The sequence below is a fragment of the Streptomyces sp. NPDC058620 genome, assembly GCF_042717135.1.
Taxonomy (GTDB): domain Bacteria; phylum Actinomycetota; class Actinomycetes; order Streptomycetales; family Streptomycetaceae; genus Streptomyces.
The window spans coordinates 79735-99206 of sequence record NZ_JBHXQO010000024.1 but is presented as its reverse complement, the minus strand read 5'-3'; the positions used below and the strand labels follow the sequence as shown (position 1 = coordinate 99206).

At 67.5% G+C, this 19472-nt stretch carries 17 protein-coding genes; 9 read left to right on the top strand and 8 right to left on the bottom strand.

Features of this window, described 5'->3' with window-relative positions:
* Positions 1-71 precede the first annotated feature (71 nt).
* The 3 genes from ACFWSK_RS22165 to ACFWSK_RS22155 all read right to left on the bottom strand — a co-directional run bounded on the left by ACFWSK_RS22165 (position 72) and on the right by ACFWSK_RS22155 (position 3328).
* Positions 72-1352, bottom strand: coding sequence for an MFS transporter (locus ACFWSK_RS22165; RefSeq protein ID WP_383788844.1), 1281 nt, complete (start codon positions 1350-1352; stop codon positions 72-74).
* Between the two features lie 123 nt (positions 1353-1475).
* Positions 1476-2558, bottom strand: coding sequence for an inositol-3-phosphate synthase (locus tag ACFWSK_RS22160; protein ID WP_383788840.1), 1083 nt, complete (start codon positions 2556-2558; stop codon positions 1476-1478).
* Between the two features lie 62 nt (positions 2559-2620).
* Positions 2621-3328: a helix-turn-helix transcriptional regulator gene (locus ACFWSK_RS22155; protein WP_383788838.1), complete on the bottom strand. Its 708-nt coding sequence runs from the start codon at positions 3326-3328 to the stop codon at positions 2621-2623.
* A gap of 390 nt (positions 3329-3718) precedes the next feature.
* On the opposite strand from ACFWSK_RS22155, the gene ACFWSK_RS22150 reads away from it, so the two are divergent.
* Positions 3719-6427 (top strand): transglycosylase domain-containing protein, encoded by a 2709-nt coding sequence (locus ACFWSK_RS22150; protein ID WP_383788835.1) that lies wholly within the window; start codon positions 3719-3721, stop codon positions 6425-6427.
* 131 nt (positions 6428-6558) lie between these two features.
* Entirely contained in the window at positions 6559-8070 is a 1512-nt protein-coding gene (locus ACFWSK_RS22145) for a glycosyltransferase family 87 protein (RefSeq protein ID WP_383788832.1), read from the top strand.
* Positions 8071-8098: 28 nt separating this feature from the next.
* Here the strand turns inward: ACFWSK_RS22145 and ACFWSK_RS22140 are convergent, their stop codons facing one another.
* From ACFWSK_RS22140 to ACFWSK_RS22130, 3 genes are all read right to left on the bottom strand, one after another.
* Complete coding sequence (locus ACFWSK_RS22140) at positions 8099-9130, bottom strand: alanine racemase (protein ID WP_383788829.1); 1032 nt, start codon at positions 9128-9130, stop codon at positions 8099-8101.
* Positions 9131-9258: 128 nt separating this feature from the next.
* On the bottom strand, positions 9259-10377 hold the full coding sequence (locus ACFWSK_RS22135; protein ID WP_382740103.1) for a lipid II:glycine glycyltransferase FemX: 1119 nt from the start codon (positions 10375-10377) through the stop codon (positions 9259-9261).
* A gap of 130 nt (positions 10378-10507) precedes the next feature.
* Complete coding sequence (locus ACFWSK_RS22130; RefSeq protein ID WP_383788826.1) at positions 10508-10822, bottom strand: hypothetical protein; 315 nt, start codon at positions 10820-10822, stop codon at positions 10508-10510.
* 278 nt (positions 10823-11100) lie between these two features.
* On the opposite strand from ACFWSK_RS22130, the gene rpsF reads away from it, so the two are divergent.
* The 4 genes from rpsF to rplI all read left to right on the top strand — a co-directional run bounded on the left by rpsF (position 11101) and on the right by rplI (position 12847).
* Positions 11101-11391, top strand: a complete 291-nt coding sequence (gene rpsF / locus ACFWSK_RS22125) for a 30S ribosomal protein S6 (protein ID WP_006604399.1) — start codon at positions 11101-11103, stop codon at positions 11389-11391.
* Positions 11392-11466: 75 nt separating this feature from the next.
* On the top strand, positions 11467-12102 hold the full coding sequence (locus ACFWSK_RS22120; RefSeq protein ID WP_383788824.1) for a single-stranded DNA-binding protein: 636 nt from the start codon (positions 11467-11469) through the stop codon (positions 12100-12102).
* A 43-nt stretch (positions 12103-12145) separates the two neighbouring features.
* Complete coding sequence (gene rpsR / locus ACFWSK_RS22115; RefSeq protein WP_003967857.1) at positions 12146-12382, top strand: 30S ribosomal protein S18; 237 nt, start codon at positions 12146-12148, stop codon at positions 12380-12382.
* Positions 12383-12400: 18 nt separating this feature from the next.
* On the top strand, positions 12401-12847 hold the full coding sequence (gene rplI / locus ACFWSK_RS22110; protein WP_018553905.1) for a 50S ribosomal protein L9: 447 nt from the start codon (positions 12401-12403) through the stop codon (positions 12845-12847).
* Positions 12848-12981: 134 nt separating this feature from the next.
* On the opposite strand, the gene ACFWSK_RS22105 is transcribed toward rplI, so the two are convergent.
* Positions 12982-14319 carry an MATE family efflux transporter gene (locus ACFWSK_RS22105; protein WP_383788821.1) on the bottom strand — a complete coding sequence of 446 codons (1338 nt, stop codon included), beginning with the start codon at positions 14317-14319 and terminating at the stop codon, positions 12982-12984.
* Positions 14320-14778: 459 nt separating this feature from the next.
* Between ACFWSK_RS22105 and dnaB the strand changes: the two genes are divergently transcribed.
* Positions 14779-16254, top strand: coding sequence for a replicative DNA helicase (gene dnaB, locus ACFWSK_RS22100; protein ID WP_383788818.1), 1476 nt, complete (start codon positions 14779-14781; stop codon positions 16252-16254).
* Between the two features lie 179 nt (positions 16255-16433).
* Here dnaB and ACFWSK_RS22095 read toward each other — a convergent pair whose 3' ends face one another.
* The gene (locus ACFWSK_RS22095; protein WP_383788815.1) at positions 16434-17006 is read right to left on the bottom strand and encodes a TetR/AcrR family transcriptional regulator; all 573 of its coding nucleotides are present in this window, start codon (positions 17004-17006) and stop codon (positions 16434-16436) included.
* 153 nt (positions 17007-17159) lie between these two features.
* On the opposite strand from ACFWSK_RS22095, the gene ACFWSK_RS22090 reads away from it, so the two are divergent.
* Complete coding sequence (locus tag ACFWSK_RS22090; RefSeq protein WP_383788812.1) at positions 17160-17744, top strand: dihydrofolate reductase family protein; 585 nt, start codon at positions 17160-17162, stop codon at positions 17742-17744.
* A 98-nt stretch (positions 17745-17842) separates the two neighbouring features.
* On the top strand, positions 17843-19237 hold the full coding sequence (locus ACFWSK_RS22085) for a serine hydrolase domain-containing protein (protein ID WP_383788810.1): 1395 nt from the start codon (positions 17843-17845) through the stop codon (positions 19235-19237).
* The last annotated feature ends 235 nt before the right edge of the window (positions 19238-19472 follow it).

Sequence of the window (19472 nt, the reverse complement as noted above, 5' to 3'; positions counted from 1 at the left end):
TTTCAGGTGAAACATGACGGCAGCGACCTCAGCGAGGGGCGCTGTTTCACGTGAAACAGCGCCCCTCGGCGTTATCGAGTCCCGCTCGGCACTTTCCTGACGCGTCTCCATCGCAACGTCGCCGCGCAGACAGCCGCATAGAGCACGGCCACTCCCATCACCACGGCGACCGAACGTCCGTCAGCAGGCAGTAGCAGTGCGGACAGTGCTGCTGCCACGACGAAGGCGACGTTGAAGAGGACGTCGTAGAGCGCGAAGATCCTGCCGCGGAAGGCGTCGTCCACCGACGTCTGCACCACCGTGTCCGTCGCGATCTTCGCGCCCTGTGTGACGAGCCCGAGCACTAACGCCGCCACCAGCATCGGCCAGAGGATGAAAGACAGTCCCAGTGCCGGTTCCAGGACGGCGGCTGCGCCCGCGCACAGCGCCATCCAGCCGAACCGGCCCAGGCGTCCCACGGCCCAGGGAGTCATCACCGCGGCCACGAAGAACCCGGCCGCGGAGGCTCCCAGAGCCAGCCCCAGCAGACCCAGCCCGTCGGACTCGGTGTCGGACCATGCGTACCGGCACAGCATCAGCACCATCACGGTCAGCGCCCCGTAGCAGAAGCGCATCACCGTCACGGCGGCCAGAGCGCGCGCTGCGTCCTTCCGTTCGGCCAGATGGCGCAGCCCGGCCGCGAGCCCACGGGCGGTGGTGGCCAGTGCCTCGCGAAGCCGCAGGTGGCTTGCGCCCGTATCAGGGCCGAGCAGTCGCCGCGGCAGACTCAGTGAAACCACGGCCGAGACGAGATAGAGCGTCGCTCCCACCAGGACCACCGCGGCATCGGACCCGTCGGCCAGCAAACGTACGGCGAAGGCGAGACCGCCGCCCAGGGTCGCGGCCAGCGTGCCGGCCGTCGGTGAGAGGGAGTTGGCGATCACGAGCCGGTCAGCGTCGACCACGCGCGGAAGCGCTGCCGACAGTCCGGCGAGCACGAAGCGATTGACCGCCGTGACGCAGAGGGCGGAGGCGTAGAAGAGCCAGGTGGGTACGGCGCTGAGAATCAGCAGGGCCGTACAGCAGGCGAGTGCGGCGCGGAGCAGGTTCCCGTACAGGAAGACCTGACGGCGGGGCCAGCGGTCCAGGAGGACGCCCGCGAACGGGCCGACCAACGAGTACGGCAGCAGCAGCACCGCCATTGCGGAGGCGATGGCGCCGGGCGTCGCCTGGTTCTCCGGGGAGAAGACGACGTGCGTGGCGAGCGCGACCTGATAGACACCGTCGGCCGACTGGGAAAGAAGCCGTACGGCGAGCAGACGACGGAAGTACCGAAGTCGCAGGAGTACGCGCAGATCACGCACGACAGGCATGTGAGCAAGCGTCACACACGTTGAGGGTCCCTGGGCGGATTGCCCAGGGACCCTCACCACGCGGAAGGGGGAGGAGCGCTATCGCTCGCCGCCCCGGTCAGGCTGTGCGCCGTGAACGGCTGCTCAGCGCTCGACCTCGCCCGCGATGAACTTCTCGACGTTGGCGGCGGCCTCGTCGTCGAAGTACTGCACCGGCGGGGACTTCATGAAGTACGAGGACGCGGAGAGGATCGGGCCGCCGATGCCGCGGTCCTTGGCGATCTTCGCTGCACGCACGGCGTCGATGATGACACCGGCGGAGTTCGGGGAGTCCCAGACCTCGAGCTTGTACTCGAGGTTCAGCGGAACGTCGCCGAACGCACGGCCCTCGAGGCGCACGTACGCCCACTTGCGGTCGTCCAGCCAGGCCACGTAGTCCGACGGGCCGATGTGGACGTTGTCCGCACCCAGCTCGCGGTCACGGATCTGCGAGGTGACGGCCTGCGTCTTGGAGATCTTCTTGGACTCCAGGCGCTCACGCTCGAGCATGTTCTTGAAGTCCATGTTGCCGCCGACGTTCAGCTGCATCGTGCGGTCCAGGATGACACCGCGGTCCTCGAAGAGCTTCGCCATCACGCGGTGCGTGATGGTGGCGCCGACCTGGGACTTGATGTCGTCGCCGACGATCGGGACACCGGCCTCGGTAAACTTGTCGGCCCACTCCTTGGTGCCGGCGATGAAGACCGGGAGAGCGTTGACGAACGCGACCTTGGCGTCGATGGCGCACTGCGCGTAGAACTTCGCAGCGACCTCGGAACCGACGGGCAGGTAGCAGACGAGGACGTCGACCTGCTTGTCCTTGAGGATCTGGACGACGTCGACCGGGGCCTCGGCGGACTCCTCGATCGTCTCGCGGTAGTACTTGCCCAGACCGTCGTGGGTGTGGCCGCGCTGAACGGTCACGCCCGTGTTCGGCACGTCGGCGATCTTGATGGTGTTGTTCTCGCTGGCGCCGATGGCGTCCGCGAGGTCGAGGCCGACCTTCTTCGCGTCGACGTCGAAGGCGGCGACGAACTCGACATCACTGACGTGGTAATCGCCGAACTTGACGTGCATCAGACCGGGCACCTTGCCGGCCGGATCGGCGTCCTTGTAGTACTCGACGCCCTGCACCAGCGAGGCGGCGCAGTTGCCTACACCAACGATGGCTACGCGAACCGAACCCATGCCGATTGCTCCCTGTGTGTTCTCGGTGTTCCCCGCTGAGACCTTGCGGACCTGCGGGGTTTTCACTTGGTGGTGTCGTCGGACGGATCCGGCCGGGTGGAATCCCGGTGCCGGGGCAGGCCGCCCGTCTCTCCTGATGTGTCCTGTTGAGGTGAACCCTCGGTCGAGGACCTTCGCTGGTCCCGTCCCGAGCGCTCGCTCTCGATGAGCTCGTTCAGCCAGCGCACTTCGCGCTCCACGGATTCCATGCCGTGCCGCTGCAGCTCAAGCGTGTAGTCGTCGAGTCGTTCACGAGTGCGGGCGAGCGAGGCGCGCATTTTTTCGAGGCGCTCCTCGAGCCTGCTGCGGCGGCCCTCCAGCACACGCATCCGCACTTCTCGCTCCGTCTGCCCGAAGAAGGCGAAACGAGCGGCGAAGTGCTCGTCCTCCCAGGAGTCCGGACCGGTGTGCGAGAGCAGCTCCTCGAAGTGCTCCTTACCTTCTGCCGTCAACCGGTAGACGATCTTGGCTCGGCGTCCCGCGAGTGAAGACGCGGGAGCGACCGCCCGGCCCGTGGTGGGAGGAAGGTCTGCCGGAGCATTTCCCGGCTCTTCGATCAACCAGCCTTGGGTGACCAGCGTCTTGAGGCAGGGGTAGAGGGTGCCGTAACTGAAGGCGCGGAAGATCCCCAGCGAGGTGTTGAGGCGCTTGCGCAGCTCGTACCCGTGCATCGGGGATTCGCGGAGCAGACCGAGTACGGCGAATTCGAGGATGCCTGAGCGTCTGCTCACCTTCGCCTCCTCTTCCTTCTCCGGACGCTCCCGCGGAGCTCTTGAGTGGAACTTATGCCGTGCTGATGTATCGACTCGATACATCAGCACGATAGATCGGTCGGCTCACTTCGACAAGGGGGACCTTCGTGAGCGGCGTCACATCACCAATTCGTAGGAAGCGACTTGCGTCATTTGGGGTGAACTTCGGCCCTAGAGGCGTTTTGACCGTGCGTAGTCTGGGCGGCATGCAGACAACCGGGAACCGTGCGGCGCTCCCGAGCGTCAGTCTTCGCGGACTGCCGGATGCGCTGCGGGTGAGCCCTCCGCAGGGTTTGTCCGTAATTCGGGGGGACCGGATCTCAACTGCCGCTTCCAGGCGCTCTCGCCTGCCCGAGGAGTAGTCGTTCGATGAGCGAGCACCGTCGCAAAACGTCTCAACCGCAAGGTGGCGGACGCGCAGCGGCCAGACGAGCCGCCCAGCCTGCGGGACGCGGCGACACGCCGTCACGCAGAGTAGCCAATGAATCACCTTCCGGCTTGTACGGCGAGGAACGCCCGTACGGCAGCCGTGCCGAGGCCCGTCGCGCCGCCCAGCGCGGAGGCGGACGCCGCAGAGGTGCCGAGGAGCTCAGCTCCGGTGCCGGCGGTGGCCGCCGCCGTGGTGGCGGAGGCGGTGCAGGCGGCCACCCGGGCAAGAAGCGCTTCATCGACTACCCGCGCTCCGGGAAGTACGGCTTCCGCCGCTGGGTGCCGTCGTGGAAGCTCGTCTCCGGGGTGTGTCTCAGCTTCCTGGGCCTTCTGATGGGCGTGGCCGGTGTCGCGTACGCGATGGTCACAACACCGAAGGTCAACGCTGCGGCTGAGGCACAGAACAACGTCTACTACTGGGCGGACGGCACGCAGCTGGTCGCCACCGGCGGCGAGGTCAACCGCCAGAACATCAGCTACGAGCAGATCCCGGAAGCGATGCGGAACGCCGTCATCTCGGCCGAGAACAAGACGTTCGAAGACGACAGGGGCATCGACCCCATGGGCATCGCCCGCGCCGTGTTCAACATGGCCAAGGGCGGTGAGACCCAGGGCGGCTCGACCATCACCCAGCAGTACGTGAAGAACTCGATGCTCTCCCAGGACCAGACCCTCAGCCGGAAGTTCAAGGAGCTCTTCATCACCCTCAAGGTCGGAGGGGAGATGAAGAAGCGGGAGGTCATGGCCGGCTATCTGAACGTCTCGTACTACGGCCGGGGCGCCTGGGGGCTTCAGGCCGCGGCCCGTACGTACTACAAGAAGGACGCGAAGGACCTGGACCCGAGCGAGTGCGCCTTCCTGGCCACGCTGCTCAAGGGCGCGACCTACTTCGACCCGGCCGGTGCCCCTGAGGTCGACCCTGAGAGGGCCACGAAGGAGAAGAACAGGGAGCGGGCGGAGGACCGCTGGAAGTGGATCCTTGACGAGCAGGTCAAGGACAACCGGATGGAGCAGGCGGAGCGCGACACGTACGACACGTTCCCCATGCCGCTGCAGCCCCGCCAGAACGCCCAGCTGGGCGGTCAGACCGGATACCTGGTCGACCTCGCCAAGTCGTACGTCCTCAACAACACCGACATCACCTCCGACCAGCTCGCCCAGGGCGGCTACGAGATCCACACGACCTTCAAGAAGGACAAGGTCGAGCAGCTCCAGAAGGCTGTCGAGGACGTGGACAAGGCGAACATCGACCCGGAGGAGCGCCCCGACAAGGACACCCACGTCCAGTTCGGCGGCGCGTCGATCGACCCGAGCACCGGCGCCATCGTGGCCACGTACGGCGGCCGGGACGCGACCAAGCACTACACCAACAACGCGGATCCGACCGGTGCGCAGGTCGGCTCGACCTTCAAGCCCTTCGTGCTGGCGGCCGCGATGAAGTACGGGAAGCGGAACCCCGGTCTCGGCGAGGTGCAGAGCGAGTCGGACCGTAAGCCGGTCTCCCCGGAGAGCATCTACAACGGCGACAACCTGCTGGAGATCAAGAAGTACAACGGTGAGGTGTGGAAGAACAAGGGGGGGGATCGGTGGCTCCAGACCAATGACGGCGACGAGTCCTACGGCGACATCGATCTGCGGAAGGCCATGGAGCAGTCCGCCAACTCCCCCTACGTACAGCTGGGGATGGACGTCGGCACCGACAAGGTGAAGGACGTCGCCATGGCTGTCGGGCTGCGCGACGACGACTACATGGCTGATTCGACCGTTCCGTCGTTCTCCATCGGTACGTCCTCACCGAGCGCCATCCGGATGGCCGGCTCGTACGCGACGTTCGCGACCAGCGGCATGCAGCGCGAACCCTTCTCGGTCACCGAGGTCATGAAGAAGGGCGCTGCCGTCTTCCAGCACAAGTCGAAGCCGCAGCGAGCGCTCGACCCGATCATCGCGGACAACGTCACCGATGTGCTGAAGAACGTCGTCGAGAACGGCACGGGTACGCCGGCGAAGCTGCCCGGCCGTGACGTGGCGGGGAAGACGGGTACCACCGACGGCAACCGGTCGGCGTGGTTCGTCGGCTACACGCCGCAGTTGTCCACCGCCATCAGCATGTTCCGCCTGGACGACAACGAGAAGAACAAGAAGCGCGAGTTCCTGGAGATGTACGGCACCGGTGGTGAGAAGGAGATCCACGGTGCCTCGTTCCCCGCGCAGATCTGGCACGACTTCATGGCCGCGGCGATGAAGGGCCAGAAGGTCAAGAACTTCCCCACGCCACGGCCGTGGGGCGACAAGATGTACGGCGGCGGTGCGGCCAGCCCGTCGCCGACGCCGACCATCACGGCCCCCCCGACGCCCTCCGCCGAGCCCACGACCCCGTCACCGTCGCCGACGACTCCTTCCCCGACCACCCCCACGCCGACCAACACCTGTGGCGTCTGGGGCTCGGAGGACTGCAAGGACAACGGCGGCACCAACGCCGGTACGGACGACGGTGGGACCACGGAGGGGACCACCGACGGAAGCGATACGGTCGGGACCACCGAAGGGGCCGATACCACCGGCGCCACCGGTGAAACGACGGACGGCAACGAGAACGGCGGGAACGGGAACGGGAACGGCAACGGCGGGTTCTTCGGGGGCGGCGGATAGCCCCCGACAGGACAGCGCCCGGCGACGGGACTGCCCGAGGACGATGACGAGGGCCGCCGCACCACCCGGTGCGGCGGCCCTCGCCGTGTCCCGGGGCGGGCCACACCCCGTGCACAGTCCCGTACGGCAGGATGTGCGGCATGCCAAGCGCAGAAGACATGAGCGTGGACCAGGAGCGGCCCGTCGTACGGCCCACGCACCAGGACGAGATCGCCGCGGCCGGCAGTGAGCTGATCGGCGGGCGAGTGGGCCGCTGGGCGCTGCTCGGCAAGGGCCCGCTGACACCCGTGCGCGTCATCGCGCTGGTCGCGATCGGGATGTTCGCGCTCGGCATGGTGCAGAAGATCCCCTGCTACGAATGGGCCTGGTTCAGGGGCACCGCCTCGCAGTACACGCACGCCTGCTACTCCGACATTCCGCACCTGTACGTCGGACGGGGCTTCGCCGAAGGGCTCGTGCCGTACTTCGATCAGCTTCCCGGCGACATGAAGTACCTCGAGTACCCCGTCCTGACCGGGCTGTTCATGCAGGTCGCGTCCTGGCTGACGCTGACGCCCGACAGCGACCCCGCCCAGCAGCGCGAGCAGATGTACTGGATGGTCAACGCGGGGATGCTGATGGTCTGTGCCGTCGTCACCGCGGTGTGTGTCGCGCGTACCCACCGGCGCCGCCCCTGGGACGGCCTGCTGGTGGCCCTGGCGCCCGCTCTGGCGCTCACCGCCACGATCAACTGGGATCTGCTGGCCGTCGCCCTGACGGCCGCGGCGATGCTCATGTGGTCCCGCGGGCGCGCCCTCGCGTTCGGCATCCTCATCGGCCTGGCCACGGCGGCCAAGTTCTATCCCGCGCTGCTGCTCTGGCCGGTCCTGCTGCTGTGCTGGCGGGCGGGGAAGTGGAGGGCGTTCTTCCACGCGGTGCTGGGTGCGGCCGCCGCCTGGCTGGTGGTCAACCTGCCCGTGATGGTGTTCGCGCCCGAGGGGTGGAAGAAGTTCTACACCTTCAACCGGGAACGGCCGCTCGACTTCGGGTCCTTCTGGCTGATCATCACCCAGCGCACGGGCGTGGCCATCGATGTCGAGACGGTGAACCTGGGGTCGACGCTGCTGATGGTGGTGGCCGTCCTGGCGCTGGCGGGGCTGGCCCTGGCGGCCCCGCGCCGGCCGCGTTTCGCACAACTCGCGCTTCTGCTGGTCGCGGCCTTCGTCCTGACGAACAAGGTGTATTCACCCCAGTACGTGCTCTGGCTCATTCCGCTCGTCGCGCTGGCCAGACCGCGCTGGCGCGACTTCCTCATCTGGCAGGCGTGCGAGTGCATGTACTTCCTGGGGATCTGGCTGTACCTCGCGTACACGACCAGCGGAGACAAGCACCAGGGGCTGCCGGAGGAGGGCTACCAGATCGCGATCGTCCTGCACCTGCTGGGGACGCTGTACATCTGCGCCGTCGTCGTCCGGGACATCCTCATGCCGGAACACGATCCCGTACGGCGCGACGGGTCCGACGATCCGTCGGGCGGTGTGATCGACAACGCGCCGGACGTGTTCGTACTCGGCGAGTCCCAGCATCCGGCCCGGCACGCGGCCCACATGGCCGAGGGGCCGCGTGTGGAGTGGGGCGCCGCGCGAGGCCCGGCCGCCGACTGAGGCGCGGCGGCGGGCCGGACCTCCCGGATCAGCGGTCGACGAGGCGGTCGAACTGGGTGGTCGTGTGGCGCAGATGGGCCACCAGCTCGTCGCCGACCTTCGGCTCCTGCGCGTCCGACGGCACGAACAGGATCGAGACCTGCATGTGCGGGGGCTCCGCGAACCAGCGCTGCTTGCCCGCCCAGACGAACGGCGAGAGATTCCGGTTGACCGTGGCCAGACCTGCACGGGCCACGCCCTTGGCGCGCGGCATCACGCCGTGCAGGGCCTTGGGGGCCTCCAGACCGACGCCGTGGGACGTACCGCCGGCCACGACGACCAGCCAGCCGTCGGACGCGGCCTTCTGCTGGCGGTAACCGAAACGGTCACCCCTGACGACCGGCGTGACATCGAGGACGGCGCCCCGGTACTCGGTGGCTTCGTGATCGCCGAGCCAGAGCCGCGTACCGATGCGGGCGCGGAAGCGGGTCTGTGGGAACTGCTGCTGCAGACGCGCCAGTTCCTCGGCCCGCAGATGGCTGACGAACATGGTGTGCAGCGGCAGCCTGGCCGCGCGCAGCCGGTCCATCCAGCCGATGACCTCCTCGACCGCGTCCGAGCCGTCCGTGCGGTCCAGCGGCAGGTGCAGGGCGAAGCCTTCGAGCCGTACGTCCTCGATGGCGGCGTGCAGCTGCCCCAGTTCCTCCTCCTTCACGCCGTGACGCTTCATCGAGCTCATGCACTCGATGACGACCCGGGCGCCCACGAGCGCGTGGACGCCGTCCACGGAGGAGACCGAACGGATGACGCGGTCGGGGAGCGGTACGGGCTCCTCGCCCCGCCGGAAGGGCGTGAGGACGAGGAGGTCGCCGCTGAACCAGTCCTTGATACGAGCTGCCTCGTACGTGGTTCCGACGGCGAGCGTGTCGGAGCCGAAGCGGATCGCCTCGTCGGCGAGCCGCTCGTGGCCGAAGCCGTACCCGTTGCCCTTGCAGACCGGTACGAGACCGGGGAACTGGTCGAGCACGGACTTCTGGTGCGCCCGCCAGCGCGCGGTGTCTACGTAGAGGGAGAGCGCCATGGCCGGCCCGGAACCTTTCTTGTGGCTGCGGTGTATCAGAGGTATGCGGATCGTGCTGAAGCGTCCATTGAAGCGAATGGCACCGAATTCGGCAGCGGTGCCGGCTCCATCATGGCCGGGGTCCGGGGTCAGCGCCTCGACATGTACATGTCGAGCGCCTTGTGCAGCAGCTTGTTGAGCGGGAAGTCCCACTCGCCGACGTACTCGACGGCCTCGCCGCCGGTGCCGACCTTGAACTGGATCAGGCCGAAGAGGTGATCGGTCTCGTCCAGCGAGTCGCTGATGCCGCGCAGGTCGTAGACCGTCGCGCCCATCGCGTACGAGTCGCGCAGCATGCGCCACTGCATCGCGTTCGAGGGCCGGACCTCACGCCCGATGTTGTCGGACGCGCCGTACGAGTACCAGACGTGGCCGCCGACGACGAGCATCGTCGCCGCGGACAGGTTCACCCCGTTGTGCCGTGCGAAGTACAGCCGCATGCGGTTGGGGTCCTCGGAGTTGAGGACCTTCCACATGCGCTGGAAGTAGGAGAGCGGGCGCGGCCGGAAGTGGTCGCGCACGGCGGTGATCTCGTACAGCCGCTGCCATTCGGCGAGGTCCTCGTAGCTGCCCTGGACCACCTCGACACCGGCCTTGTCGGCCTTCTTGATGTTGCGGCGCCACAGCTGGTTGAAGCCCTTGAGCACGTCTTCGAGGGAGCGGTTGGCCAGCGGGACCTGGAAGACGTAGCGGGGCTGCACGTCGCCGAAACCGGCGCCGCCGTCCTCGCCCTGCTGCCAGCCCATCTTGCGCAGCCGGTCCGACACCTCGAAGGCACGGGGCTCGATGTGCGTGGCCTCGACATCGCGCAGGCGCTTCACATCCGGGTCCTGGATACCGGACTTGATGGCGGCCGAGTCCCAGCGCCTGATGACGACGGGCGGACCCATCTTCACCGAGAAGGCGCCCTGCTGCTTGAGGTGGGCGAGCATCGGCTGGAGCCAGTCGTCCAGGTTCGGGGCGTACCAGTTGATGACCGGGCCCTCGGGGAGGTATGCGAGATACCGCTTGATCTTGGGCAGTTGGCGGTACAGGACCAAGCCGGCGCCGACCATCTCGCCGCTCTTGTCGAACCATCCCAGGTTCTCAGAGCGCCATTCGGTCTTCACGTCAGCCCACGCCGGGACCTGGCAGTGACTGGCCGAGGGCAGGCTCTGGATGTACGCCAGATGCTGTTCTCGGCTGATGGTCCTCAGGGTCAGGCTCATGCGGGGCGCTCCTCGGCAGGTGTGTCCCCATGGGTCAGGGGCTCCGGCTCTCGCGCCGAAGCCTACTGTGACCGGGGAGCGCCCCGTCTGGCACTACGGGCCCCGACTCGGCAGCCGGGTGAACGATCACTCAGCCGATCACGCCGCCGAAGAGGCCGCCGTGGGCCATACCGAGGAAGAACCCGATGGCCGATGCGCCGAGACCGATGATCAGCGGGAACCTCTCGCGCGTGGTCACCGAGATGTACTGCCCGTAGGCACCCGTAAGGATTCCGATCAGTCCGGCCCAGGAACTGATCAGGTGCAGGTTGTGGAACATCGCCGTCACGAAGGCGAGTGCACCCAGCACCAGGGTCACCGCCACGAGGCTGTCCTGGAGTGGATGGGCCTTGCCGTCCGTGGCGAAGAGGGAAACGGCAGAACGTCGTCGCATTGCGTGTGCCATGGAGAACCTCCTGGCTGAAGGCGGTGCACTGTAGCGCCGCTCACACCCGATGTGTACAGATTGCGTCTCCTGAGCACCGGATTTCAACCGGAAGCCCCTCTGCGGGTAGTCTGGACGGTCTGCACCTGAGTCTGCCCCGAGCCGGCTCGACCGCTTCCTCTCCATGGAGGGCGTTGTCAGTGGCGGCTGTTTTACTCGGAGACACAAGTGCTTACGCATCACGACCCTCCTGCCACGGAACGACCGTGGCCGCTGAGTCCAAAGGAGGTGGGTTCCACATGCGTCACTACGAGGTGATGGTCATCCTCGACCCCGATCTCGAGGAGCGCGCTGTCTCCCCGTTGATCGAGAACTTCCTCTCCGTCGTCCGCGAGGGCAACGGAAAGGTTGAGAAGGTCGACACCTGGGGCCGTCGTCGTCTCTCTTACGAGATCAAGAAGAAGCCTGAGGGCATCTACTCGGTCATCGACCTGCAGGCCGAGCCCGCAGTCGTCAAGGAGCTCGACCGACAGATGAACCTGAACGAGTCGGTCCTCCGGACCAAGGTCCTCCGCCCCGAGACCCACTGAGCTTCTAGCTCAGCGGTCATCGGGTTCGAGTAGCAGCAAGCAGCCAGAAGCAATCCCCGCCGAGAGGTTCACCCAATGGCAGGCGAGACCGTCATCACGGTCGTCGGCAATCTCGTCGACGACCCCGAGCTGCGCTTCACCCCGTCCGGTGCGGCGGTCGCGAAGTTCCGTGTCGCGTCCACTCCCCGCATCTTCGACCGTCAGACCAATGAGTGGAAGGACGGTGAGGGCCTGTTCCTCACCTGCTCGGTCTGGCGTCAGGCGGCGGAGAACGTCGCGGAGTCGCTCCAGCGAGGCATGCGCGTCGTCGTGCAGGGCCGGCTGAAGCAGCGGTCCTACGAGGACCGTGAGGGCGTCAAGCGCACGGTCTACGAGCTGGACGTCGAGGAAGTCGGCCCCAGCCTGAAGAGCGCCACGGCGAAGGTCACCAAGACCACAGGTCGCGGTGGCCAGGGCCAGGGCGGCCAGGGTGGATACGGCGGCGGCGGTGGCCAGCAGGGCGGCGGCAACTGGGGCGGCGGTCCCGGTGCCGGCGGCCAGCAGGGCGGCGGCGGTGCTCCCGCCGACGACCCGTGGGCCACCAGCGCGCCGGCCGGCGGCCAGCAAGGCGGGGCTCAGCAGGGCGGCGGAGGCAGCTGGGGCGGAAGCTCCGGCGGCTCCGGCGGATCTGCTGGTTCCGGCGGCGGCTACTCGGACGAGCCGCCCTTCTAGGGCAGCTCGTACCCCCACTTCTTGATCACACAGGAGAAACACCATGGCGAAGCCGCCTGTGCGCAAGCCTAAGAAGAAGGTCTGCGCGTTCTGCAAGGACAAGACCCAGTACGTGGACTACAAGGACACGAACATGCTGCGGAAGTTCATTTCCGACCGCGGCAAGATCCGTGCCCGCCGCGTCACCGGCAACTGCACGCAGCACCAGCGTGACGTCGCCACGGCAGTCAAGAACAGCCGTGAGATGGCGCTGCTGCCCTACACGTCCACCGCGCGATAAGGGAAGGGTGACCGAATCATGAAGATCATCCTCACCCACGAGGTCTCCGGCCTCGGTGCTGCAGGCGACGTCGTTGACGTCAAGGACGGGTACGCCCGTAACTACCTGGTCCCGCGTGGCTTTGCCATCCGCTGGACCAAGGGTGGCGAGAAGGACGTGGCGCAGATCCGCCGCGCCCGCAAGATCCACGAGATCGCGACGATCGAGCAGGCCAACGAGATCAAGGCCAAGCTCGAGGCCGTCAAGGTTCGTCTGGCTGTTCGCTCCGGCGACGCCGGCCGTCTCTTCGGCTCCGTCACCCCGGCCGACATCGCCTCGGCGATCAAGGCCGCCGGTGGTCCGGACGTCGACAAGCGTCGCGTTGAGCTCGGCTCGGCGATCAAGACGCTCGGCGGACACCAGGTGTCCGTGCGTCTGCACCCCGAGGTCGCTGCGAAGCTCGGCATCGAGGTCGTTGCTGCCTAAGGGCACAGCTCACCAGAGCTAGGTGAAGGGCCGCACCCCATGGGTGCGGCCCTTCGTCGTTCCCGCGCCTGTCACGCGTGGCTCTGTTTCACGTGAAACGTGCGAGCTGTTCAGCGCAGGGACGTGAGCATCGATCAGCGCGTCGCGCCGGTGACGATCCACCGTCCCGAGCGGGCGCGCAGCCAGAGGGTCACCAATCGGACGGCCATCATCAGGGTCATCGCCCACCACAGAGCCGTGAGGCCGCCGCCGAATGTGGGGATCAGAAGGGCGACCGGAGCGAATACCGCCAGAGTGAGCAGCATTGCCCAGGCGAGATAGCGGCCGTCTCCTGCTCCCATCAGGACGCCGTCCAGGACGAAGACCACCCCGGCGATCGGCTGCGAGAGAGCCACCACCAGCAGAGCGGGGAGCAGCGTGTCCTGTACGGACGGGTCACTGGTGAAGATCGGGATGAACAGCGGCCGGGCCAGCACGATCAGTACGCCGAGGACCACGCCGGACATGATTCCCCACTGGACCATGCGGCGGCATGCCTCGCGTGCGCCCTTGGCGTCGTTCGCCCCGAGGTAGCGGCCGATGATGGCCTGGCCGGCGATGGCGATGGCGTCGAGTGCGAACGCTGTGAGGCTCCACAGCGCAAGAATGACCTGGTGGGCAGCGATATCCGTGTCGCCGAGGCGGGCCGCGACAGCGGTGGCGATCATCAGGACGGAGCGCAACGAGAGCGTACGGACCAGCAGGGGCAGACCTGCTTGTGCGCTGGCTCTGATGCCCGCCCTGTCGGGGCGCAGGGAAGCTCCGTGGCGCCTGGCACCTCGTACGACCACGACGAGATAGGCGGCGGCCATGCCGACCTGGGCGATCACGGTCCCCCAGGCTGACCCGGCGATGCCGAGGCCGGCGCCGTAGACGAGAACCGCGTTGAGTGCGCCATTCGCGGCGAAGCCGCCGATGGCGACGTAGAGGGGGGTCCGGGTGTCCTGGAGACCGCGCAGCACTCCGGTGGCCGCGAGGACGACCAGCATGGCGGGGATGCCGAGGCTGGAGATCCGCAGGTACGTGATCGCGTAGGGAGCCGCGGTGTCGGAGGCGCCGAATACATCGACGAGCCAGGGGGCCGCGGGGAGCGTGACGGCGACGACTGCGGCGCCGAGGAGGAGCGCCAGCCAGATTCCGTCCATGCCCTGGCGGATCGCGGATGGCAGATCTCCGGCGCCGACCCGGCGGGCGACCGCCGCCGTGGTCGCGTAGGCGAGGAAGACGAAGACGCTCACGGCGGTCATCAGCAGGGCTGCGGCGACGCCCAGCCCGGCCAGTTGAGGTGTTCCGAGATGGCCCACGATGGCGCTGTCGACCATCACGAAAAGGGGCTCGGCGACAAGTGCGCCGAAAGCCGGAACGGCGAGGGCGATGATCTCCCGGTCGTGCCGTCGGCGGCTGAGCGAGGACGTCGCGGGGGCCTTGGTCATGCGTGCCAATCTAATCTTCCACAGGTAAGAGATGCAATGCCATTGCAGTCCTTACTTTCGTCACCGTCCGGAGTTCACCTGTGTACCGTTTGCCGTGATCTTGATCTGAGGGCAAAAGAATTTCTCCCCCACAGCCGGTGGATGGAGAAAGTGCAGGTCAGGGCTGTGATGAGGGTGACGGTATGAGTTTGTCCACAGTGCTGTCCCCCGCTCCGTGCACAGGTTCTGAGGGGTTCTCCACAGCATCTGGCCCGTCGTCCACATGCCCTGTGGATAACCAGATTGGCTGACGGTGCTGAGCGGCCTACCGTGGTCCGGCGCCCGCACTCCGTTATGGCCTTGGAACCCCGCAGAACTCTTCGCGCCGGAACCGGAGTCGGGCGTCTTGTTTGTCGGTGCCGTGCCGTAAGAAAGAGTGGCACGGCTAGGTCCGCGAAGCGGACGGGAGGAGGTGGCCGGGTGAGTATCCCCGAGCCTTTGGACGACCCCTGGGCCGACACCGGTCCCAGTGACCGTCTGCCCGTTTCCCGTCAGCGCCGCGGTGAGAGCAAGGGGCGCGACGAACAGCACGACCGGGGTCGCGAGAGCAGCTGGGACGGTGGCTCTCCCGGCTTCGAGCGCGTACCTCCGCAGGACCTGGATGCCGAGCAGTCGGTGCTCGGCGGCATGCTGCTGTCCAAGGACGCCATCGCCGATGTCGTGGAGATCATCAAGGGTCACGACTTCTACCGCCCGGCCCACGAGACCGTCTACACGGCGATTCTCGACCTCTACGCCAAGGGCGAGCCGGCCGACCCGATCACCGTGGCGGCCGAGCTGGTCAAGCGCGGCGAGATCACCAAGGTCGGCGGAGCCCCGTATCTGCACACGCTCGTCCAGTCCGTGCCGACCGCGGCGAACGCCTCGTACTACGCGGAGATCGTCCACGAGCGCGCCGTACTGCGCCGTCTCGTCGAGGCGGGCACGAAGATCACACAGATGGGATACGCGGCCGACGGGGACGTCGACGAGATCGTCAACTCCGCCCAGGCCGAGATCTACGCCGTCACGGAGCAGCGCACCAGCGAGGACTACCTGCCGCTGGGCGACATCATGGAGGGCGCGCTCGACGAGATCGAGGCGATCGGCTCGCGCAGCGGTGAGATGACCGGTGTGCCGACGGGTTTCACCGACCTCGACGCCCTCACGAACGGCCTGCACCCCGGCCAGATGATCGTTATCGCGGCCCGTCCCGCCATGGGTAAGTCCACGCTGGCCCTGGACTTCGCGCGGGCGTGCTCGATCAAGAGCAACCTGCCGAGCGTGATCTTCTCCCTGGAAATGGGCCGCAACGAGATCGCGATGCGCCTCCTGTCGGCCGAGGCCCGGGTGGCGTTGCACCACATGCGTTCGGGCACGATGACGGACGAGGACTGGACGCGACTGGCCCGCCGCATGCCGGACGTCTCGGCCGCCCCGCTCTACATCGACGACTCCCCGAACCTCTCCATGATGGAGATCCGGGCGAAGTGCCGGCGCCTCAAGCAGCGCAACGACCTCAAGCTCGTGGTCATCGACTACCTGCAGCTGATGCAGTCCGGCGGTTCCAAGCGGGCCGAGAGCCGTCAGCAGGAGGTCTCGGACATGTCCCGAAACCTCAAGCTGCTGGCCAAGGAGCTGGAGCTTCCGGTGATCGCGCTGTCCCAGCTGAACCGTGGCCCCGAGCAGCGTACGGACAAGAAGCCGATGGTCTCCGACCTCCGTGAGTCCGGCTCCATCGAGCAGGACGCCGACATGGTGATCCTGTTGCACCGCGAGGACGCGTACGAGAAGGAGTCACCGCGTGCGGGCGAGGCCGACCTGATCGTGGCCAAGCACCGTAACGGCCCGACGGCGACGATCACCGTGGCCTTCCAGGGCCACTACTCGCGCTTCGTGGACATGGCTCAGACCTGACGCCTTCCTGGCGGAGGAGACGCGGTGTCGCGGCTCCGGCGCCCCCGTGCAGCAGGGCGGAGCGCGGACATCGGATTCCGGATACCGCGCAAAAGGCCGGTGAGAGACGCAGGTCCGAGGATGCTCCGGGAGGCAGACATCGATGTCGGCGAACCCCTGATGCGGGGCGCTGTGCGGTGTCAGCGGGGCACGATCTGGGTGACCACGCTCTCCACCAGGTCGTCGAGTGCGGTGTCGGACAGCACTCCGGGCAGCGTGAAGTGCTCCAGGAGTACGCCGGTCATCGCCAGGTAGAGCACACGGAAGGTGTCGTGGTCGCCGGGCAGGGCCGCGCTCTGGTGGAAGTCGGCGCCCGCGTCGAACTCCGCGCGCACCGTCTGCGTCAGCTGGACGCGGAGCGCCGGGCGACGGGTGGCTTCGAGACGCAGTTCCAGCATGGCCAGATAGCCGGTGCGGTCATCCGTCATGCGCCGCACCAGCCATCGCATCAGGGACGTGACCAGTTCCCGCGAGGGTGCGGGGCGGAGGGCCTCCTCGACCGCGGCCGGGTCCGGCGTCATACGGCTGTTGATGCGTGCGCCGGCCTGCATGAACAGATCGTCCCGGCTGGTGAAGTAGTTGGAGGACGTGCCCACCGGTACACCTGCCCGGGCGTCCACGGCGCGGAAGGTGAGTCCGCGGGCTCCCTCGTGCGCCAGGACCTCGATGGCGGCGTCGGTGAGTGCTGTCCTTCGTTCCGGATTCCTGGCCATGGTGTATCTCCCGTCAGTTCGCCTCCTGTAAAAGAGGCTTGCGCAACCACTACATGTGAAGCACTATATGTGACGTGGTTGCGGCGGTTAACAGGGCGCCGCGACGACGGACGTGCTCATTGGCCACCATGGCCTACGTGGAACGGGGACCACTTGCGCAAGCTCACCTACTTCATCGCCTGCTCGATCGACGGCTTCATCGGGGACCCGAGTGGCGACGCGACATCGATGTACACCTTCGTCAACGAGGAGTTCCTCTCCTTCCTCGCGACGGAGTACCCGGAGACCGTTTCGGCCGCGGGGCGGCAGGCTCTGGGCTTCCATGACGCGAAGAACCAGCGGTTCGACACGATGATCCAGGGGCGCGCCAGCTACCAGCTGGCCCTGGACGCGGGCATCACCAGCCCGTACGCCCAGCTCCGCGAGCTCGTCGCCTCCCGCACGCTGAAGGAATCCCCGGACGCGAACGTGGAGCTGATCTCCGAGGACCTGGTCGGCCGCGTCAGGGAACTCAAGTCTGAGGAAAGCGACTTGGGGATCTGGCTCTGTGGTGGCTCCCAGCTCGCGGGGGAGCTGATCGACGAGATCGACGAGCTCGTGATCAAGACCTATCCACTGGTGTACGGCTCCGGCATGCCGATGTTCGGATCTGACTTCAAGGCCATCGAGTTCACGCTCGACGCCGTACGTACCTTCGACAACGGGGCGTTGGTCAGGACGTACAGCCGTAAGCGCTGAGCCCTTGGCGCCGGTCTCATGACGTCCCGGGTGGAAGCCACTTCCGCGTGCCGCGAAAACGGCTCGCCAGACGGCTGCCACCCGGGTAGTCCTTGACCATGACTTCCCCCAATGGCTCCTCCAGCGAAGAGCTGCTCCCGAGTACGCGACGTACCTTGCTGCACCGCATCGCCACGGCTCAGGCCGAAGGCCGAACGCCCTCGTTCGTCGCCGCGGTGCAGCGGGAGGGACAGCCCGTCTGGAACGGCGCGCGCAGTTGCGTCGAGGGCCACGACCCCGACGCGGATACGCAGTACAGAATCGGCTCCCTCACGAAGACGTTCACCGCCGTGCTGGTGCTCCGGCTGCGTGACGAGGGCATTCTCGACCTTGACGATCCGCTGGAGAAGCACTTGCCCGGCACGGGCGTGGGCGATGTGACCGTCTTCCAGCTCCTCGGTCACAGCGGGGGCCTGGCCGCCGAGTCGCCCGCGCCGTGGTGGGAGCGGACACCGGGGACCGTCCGTCCGGAGCTCGCCGACGTCCTCGGCGTTCAACCCCGGACACAGCCCGCCGGCCGGGTCCACCACTACTCCAATCCCGGCTACACCCTGCTCGGCGCGCTGGTCGAGGCGGTACGAGGCGCCCCCTGGGACGAGGTGCTGCGCCAGGAGCTCCTGGAACCGCTGGGGATGCACCGTACGACCACACAGCCGGTGGCTCCGCACGCCGGGGGCTGGGCGGTCCACCCCTGGGCGGACGTCATGCTGCCCGAACCGGCCGAGGACCTCGGCCTGATGGCGCCGGCCGGTCAGCTCTGGTCGACAGCCGCCGACCTGCTCCGGTTCGCCGCGTTCCTCACCGAGGGGGACGAGAAGGTGCTGAGCGCGGAGTCGGTGCGGGAGATGCGCGTACCGGCGGCCTCCCTCCCAGCGGACGACTGGGGCAGCGCCTATGGTCTGGGTCTCCAGGTCGTGCGCCGGGACGGCCGGACCCTGATCGGTCACACCGGCTCGCTGCCGGGATTCCTGGCCGCCTTGTGGATCTGCGTGGAGGACGATGTCGCCGCGGTCGCGCTCACCAACGCCACGTCCGGGCCGCTCGCCGCCGCAGTCGCCGCCGATCTCGTGCGGATCGTCGCCGATGCGGAGCCCCGCATCCCCGCGCCGTGGCGTCCCCTGCCCGAGGTCGACTCCGAGCTGCTCGCGCTGACGGGTTCCTGGTACTGGGGCACGCACGCCTATGTCCTGAAGGTGGTCGCAGGCCGGGGGGTCGAACTCCAGCCGTTGCGGGGCGTGGGCAGAGGCGCCCGCTTCCGGCCGCGCCCGGACGGTACGTGGACGGGGCTCGACGGGTACTACGCGGGGGAGACGCTTCGCGTCGTGCGGAACAGCGACGGAGCTGTGGACCATCTCGACCTGGGGTCGTTCGTCTTCACCCGCGAACCGTACGACCCGGGGGCAGCGGTCCCCGGTGGTGTGGACGCGGAGGGCTGGCGGGGACTCGCCATCTGAGCACGAGTCTTCCGCGAGCTTCGGGGGGGGGGTTTACGGGTTACACAAGCCGAGCGCGGGTGGCGGGGGTGGGGCGCGGGTAGGGGTGGCGGGGGGGGGGGGTTGGGGGTGTGTTGGGGGGGGCGCCCCCCCCCCCACCCCCACGGCCGCCCCGCCCCGAAGTTAACAAGGGGGGACGGAGGTTGGGTGGCGGGGGGAAGGGAACGCCCCGCGCGGAACGGGGGTGGGCGGAGGG

Coding starts and splice junctions, on each gene's coding strand:
- ACFWSK_RS22165 (WP_383788844.1), bottom strand. CDS start 1,352: ATGCCTGTCGTGCGTGATCTGCGCGTACTCCTGCGACTTCGGTACTTC.
- ACFWSK_RS22160 (WP_383788840.1), bottom strand. CDS start 2,558: ATGGGTTCGGTTCGCGTAGCCATCGTTGGTGTAGGCAACTGCGCCGCC.
- ACFWSK_RS22150 (WP_383788835.1), top strand. CDS start 3,719: ATGAGCGAGCACCGTCGCAAAACGTCTCAACCGCAAGGTGGCGGACGC.
- ACFWSK_RS22145 (WP_383788832.1), top strand. CDS start 6,559: ATGTGCGGCATGCCAAGCGCAGAAGACATGAGCGTGGACCAGGAGCGG.
- ACFWSK_RS22140 (WP_383788829.1), bottom strand. CDS start 9,130: ATGGCGCTCTCCCTCTACGTAGACACCGCGCGCTGGCGGGCGCACCAG.
- ACFWSK_RS22135 (WP_382740103.1), bottom strand. CDS start 10,377: ATGAGCCTGACCCTGAGGACCATCAGCCGAGAACAGCATCTGGCGTAC.
- ACFWSK_RS22130 (WP_383788826.1), bottom strand. CDS start 10,822: ATGGCACACGCAATGCGACGACGTTCTGCCGTTTCCCTCTTCGCCACG.
- rpsF (WP_006604399.1), top strand. CDS start 11,101: ATGCGTCACTACGAGGTGATGGTCATCCTCGACCCCGATCTCGAGGAG.
- ACFWSK_RS22120 (WP_383788824.1), top strand. CDS start 11,467: ATGGCAGGCGAGACCGTCATCACGGTCGTCGGCAATCTCGTCGACGAC.
- rpsR (WP_003967857.1), top strand. CDS start 12,146: ATGGCGAAGCCGCCTGTGCGCAAGCCTAAGAAGAAGGTCTGCGCGTTC.
- rplI (WP_018553905.1), top strand. CDS start 12,401: ATGAAGATCATCCTCACCCACGAGGTCTCCGGCCTCGGTGCTGCAGGC.
- ACFWSK_RS22105 (WP_383788821.1), bottom strand. CDS start 14,319: ATGACCAAGGCCCCCGCGACGTCCTCGCTCAGCCGCCGACGGCACGAC.
- ACFWSK_RS22095 (WP_383788815.1), bottom strand. CDS start 17,006: ATGGCCAGGAATCCGGAACGAAGGACAGCACTCACCGACGCCGCCATC.
- ACFWSK_RS22085 (WP_383788810.1), top strand. CDS start 17,843: ATGACTTCCCCCAATGGCTCCTCCAGCGAAGAGCTGCTCCCGAGTACG.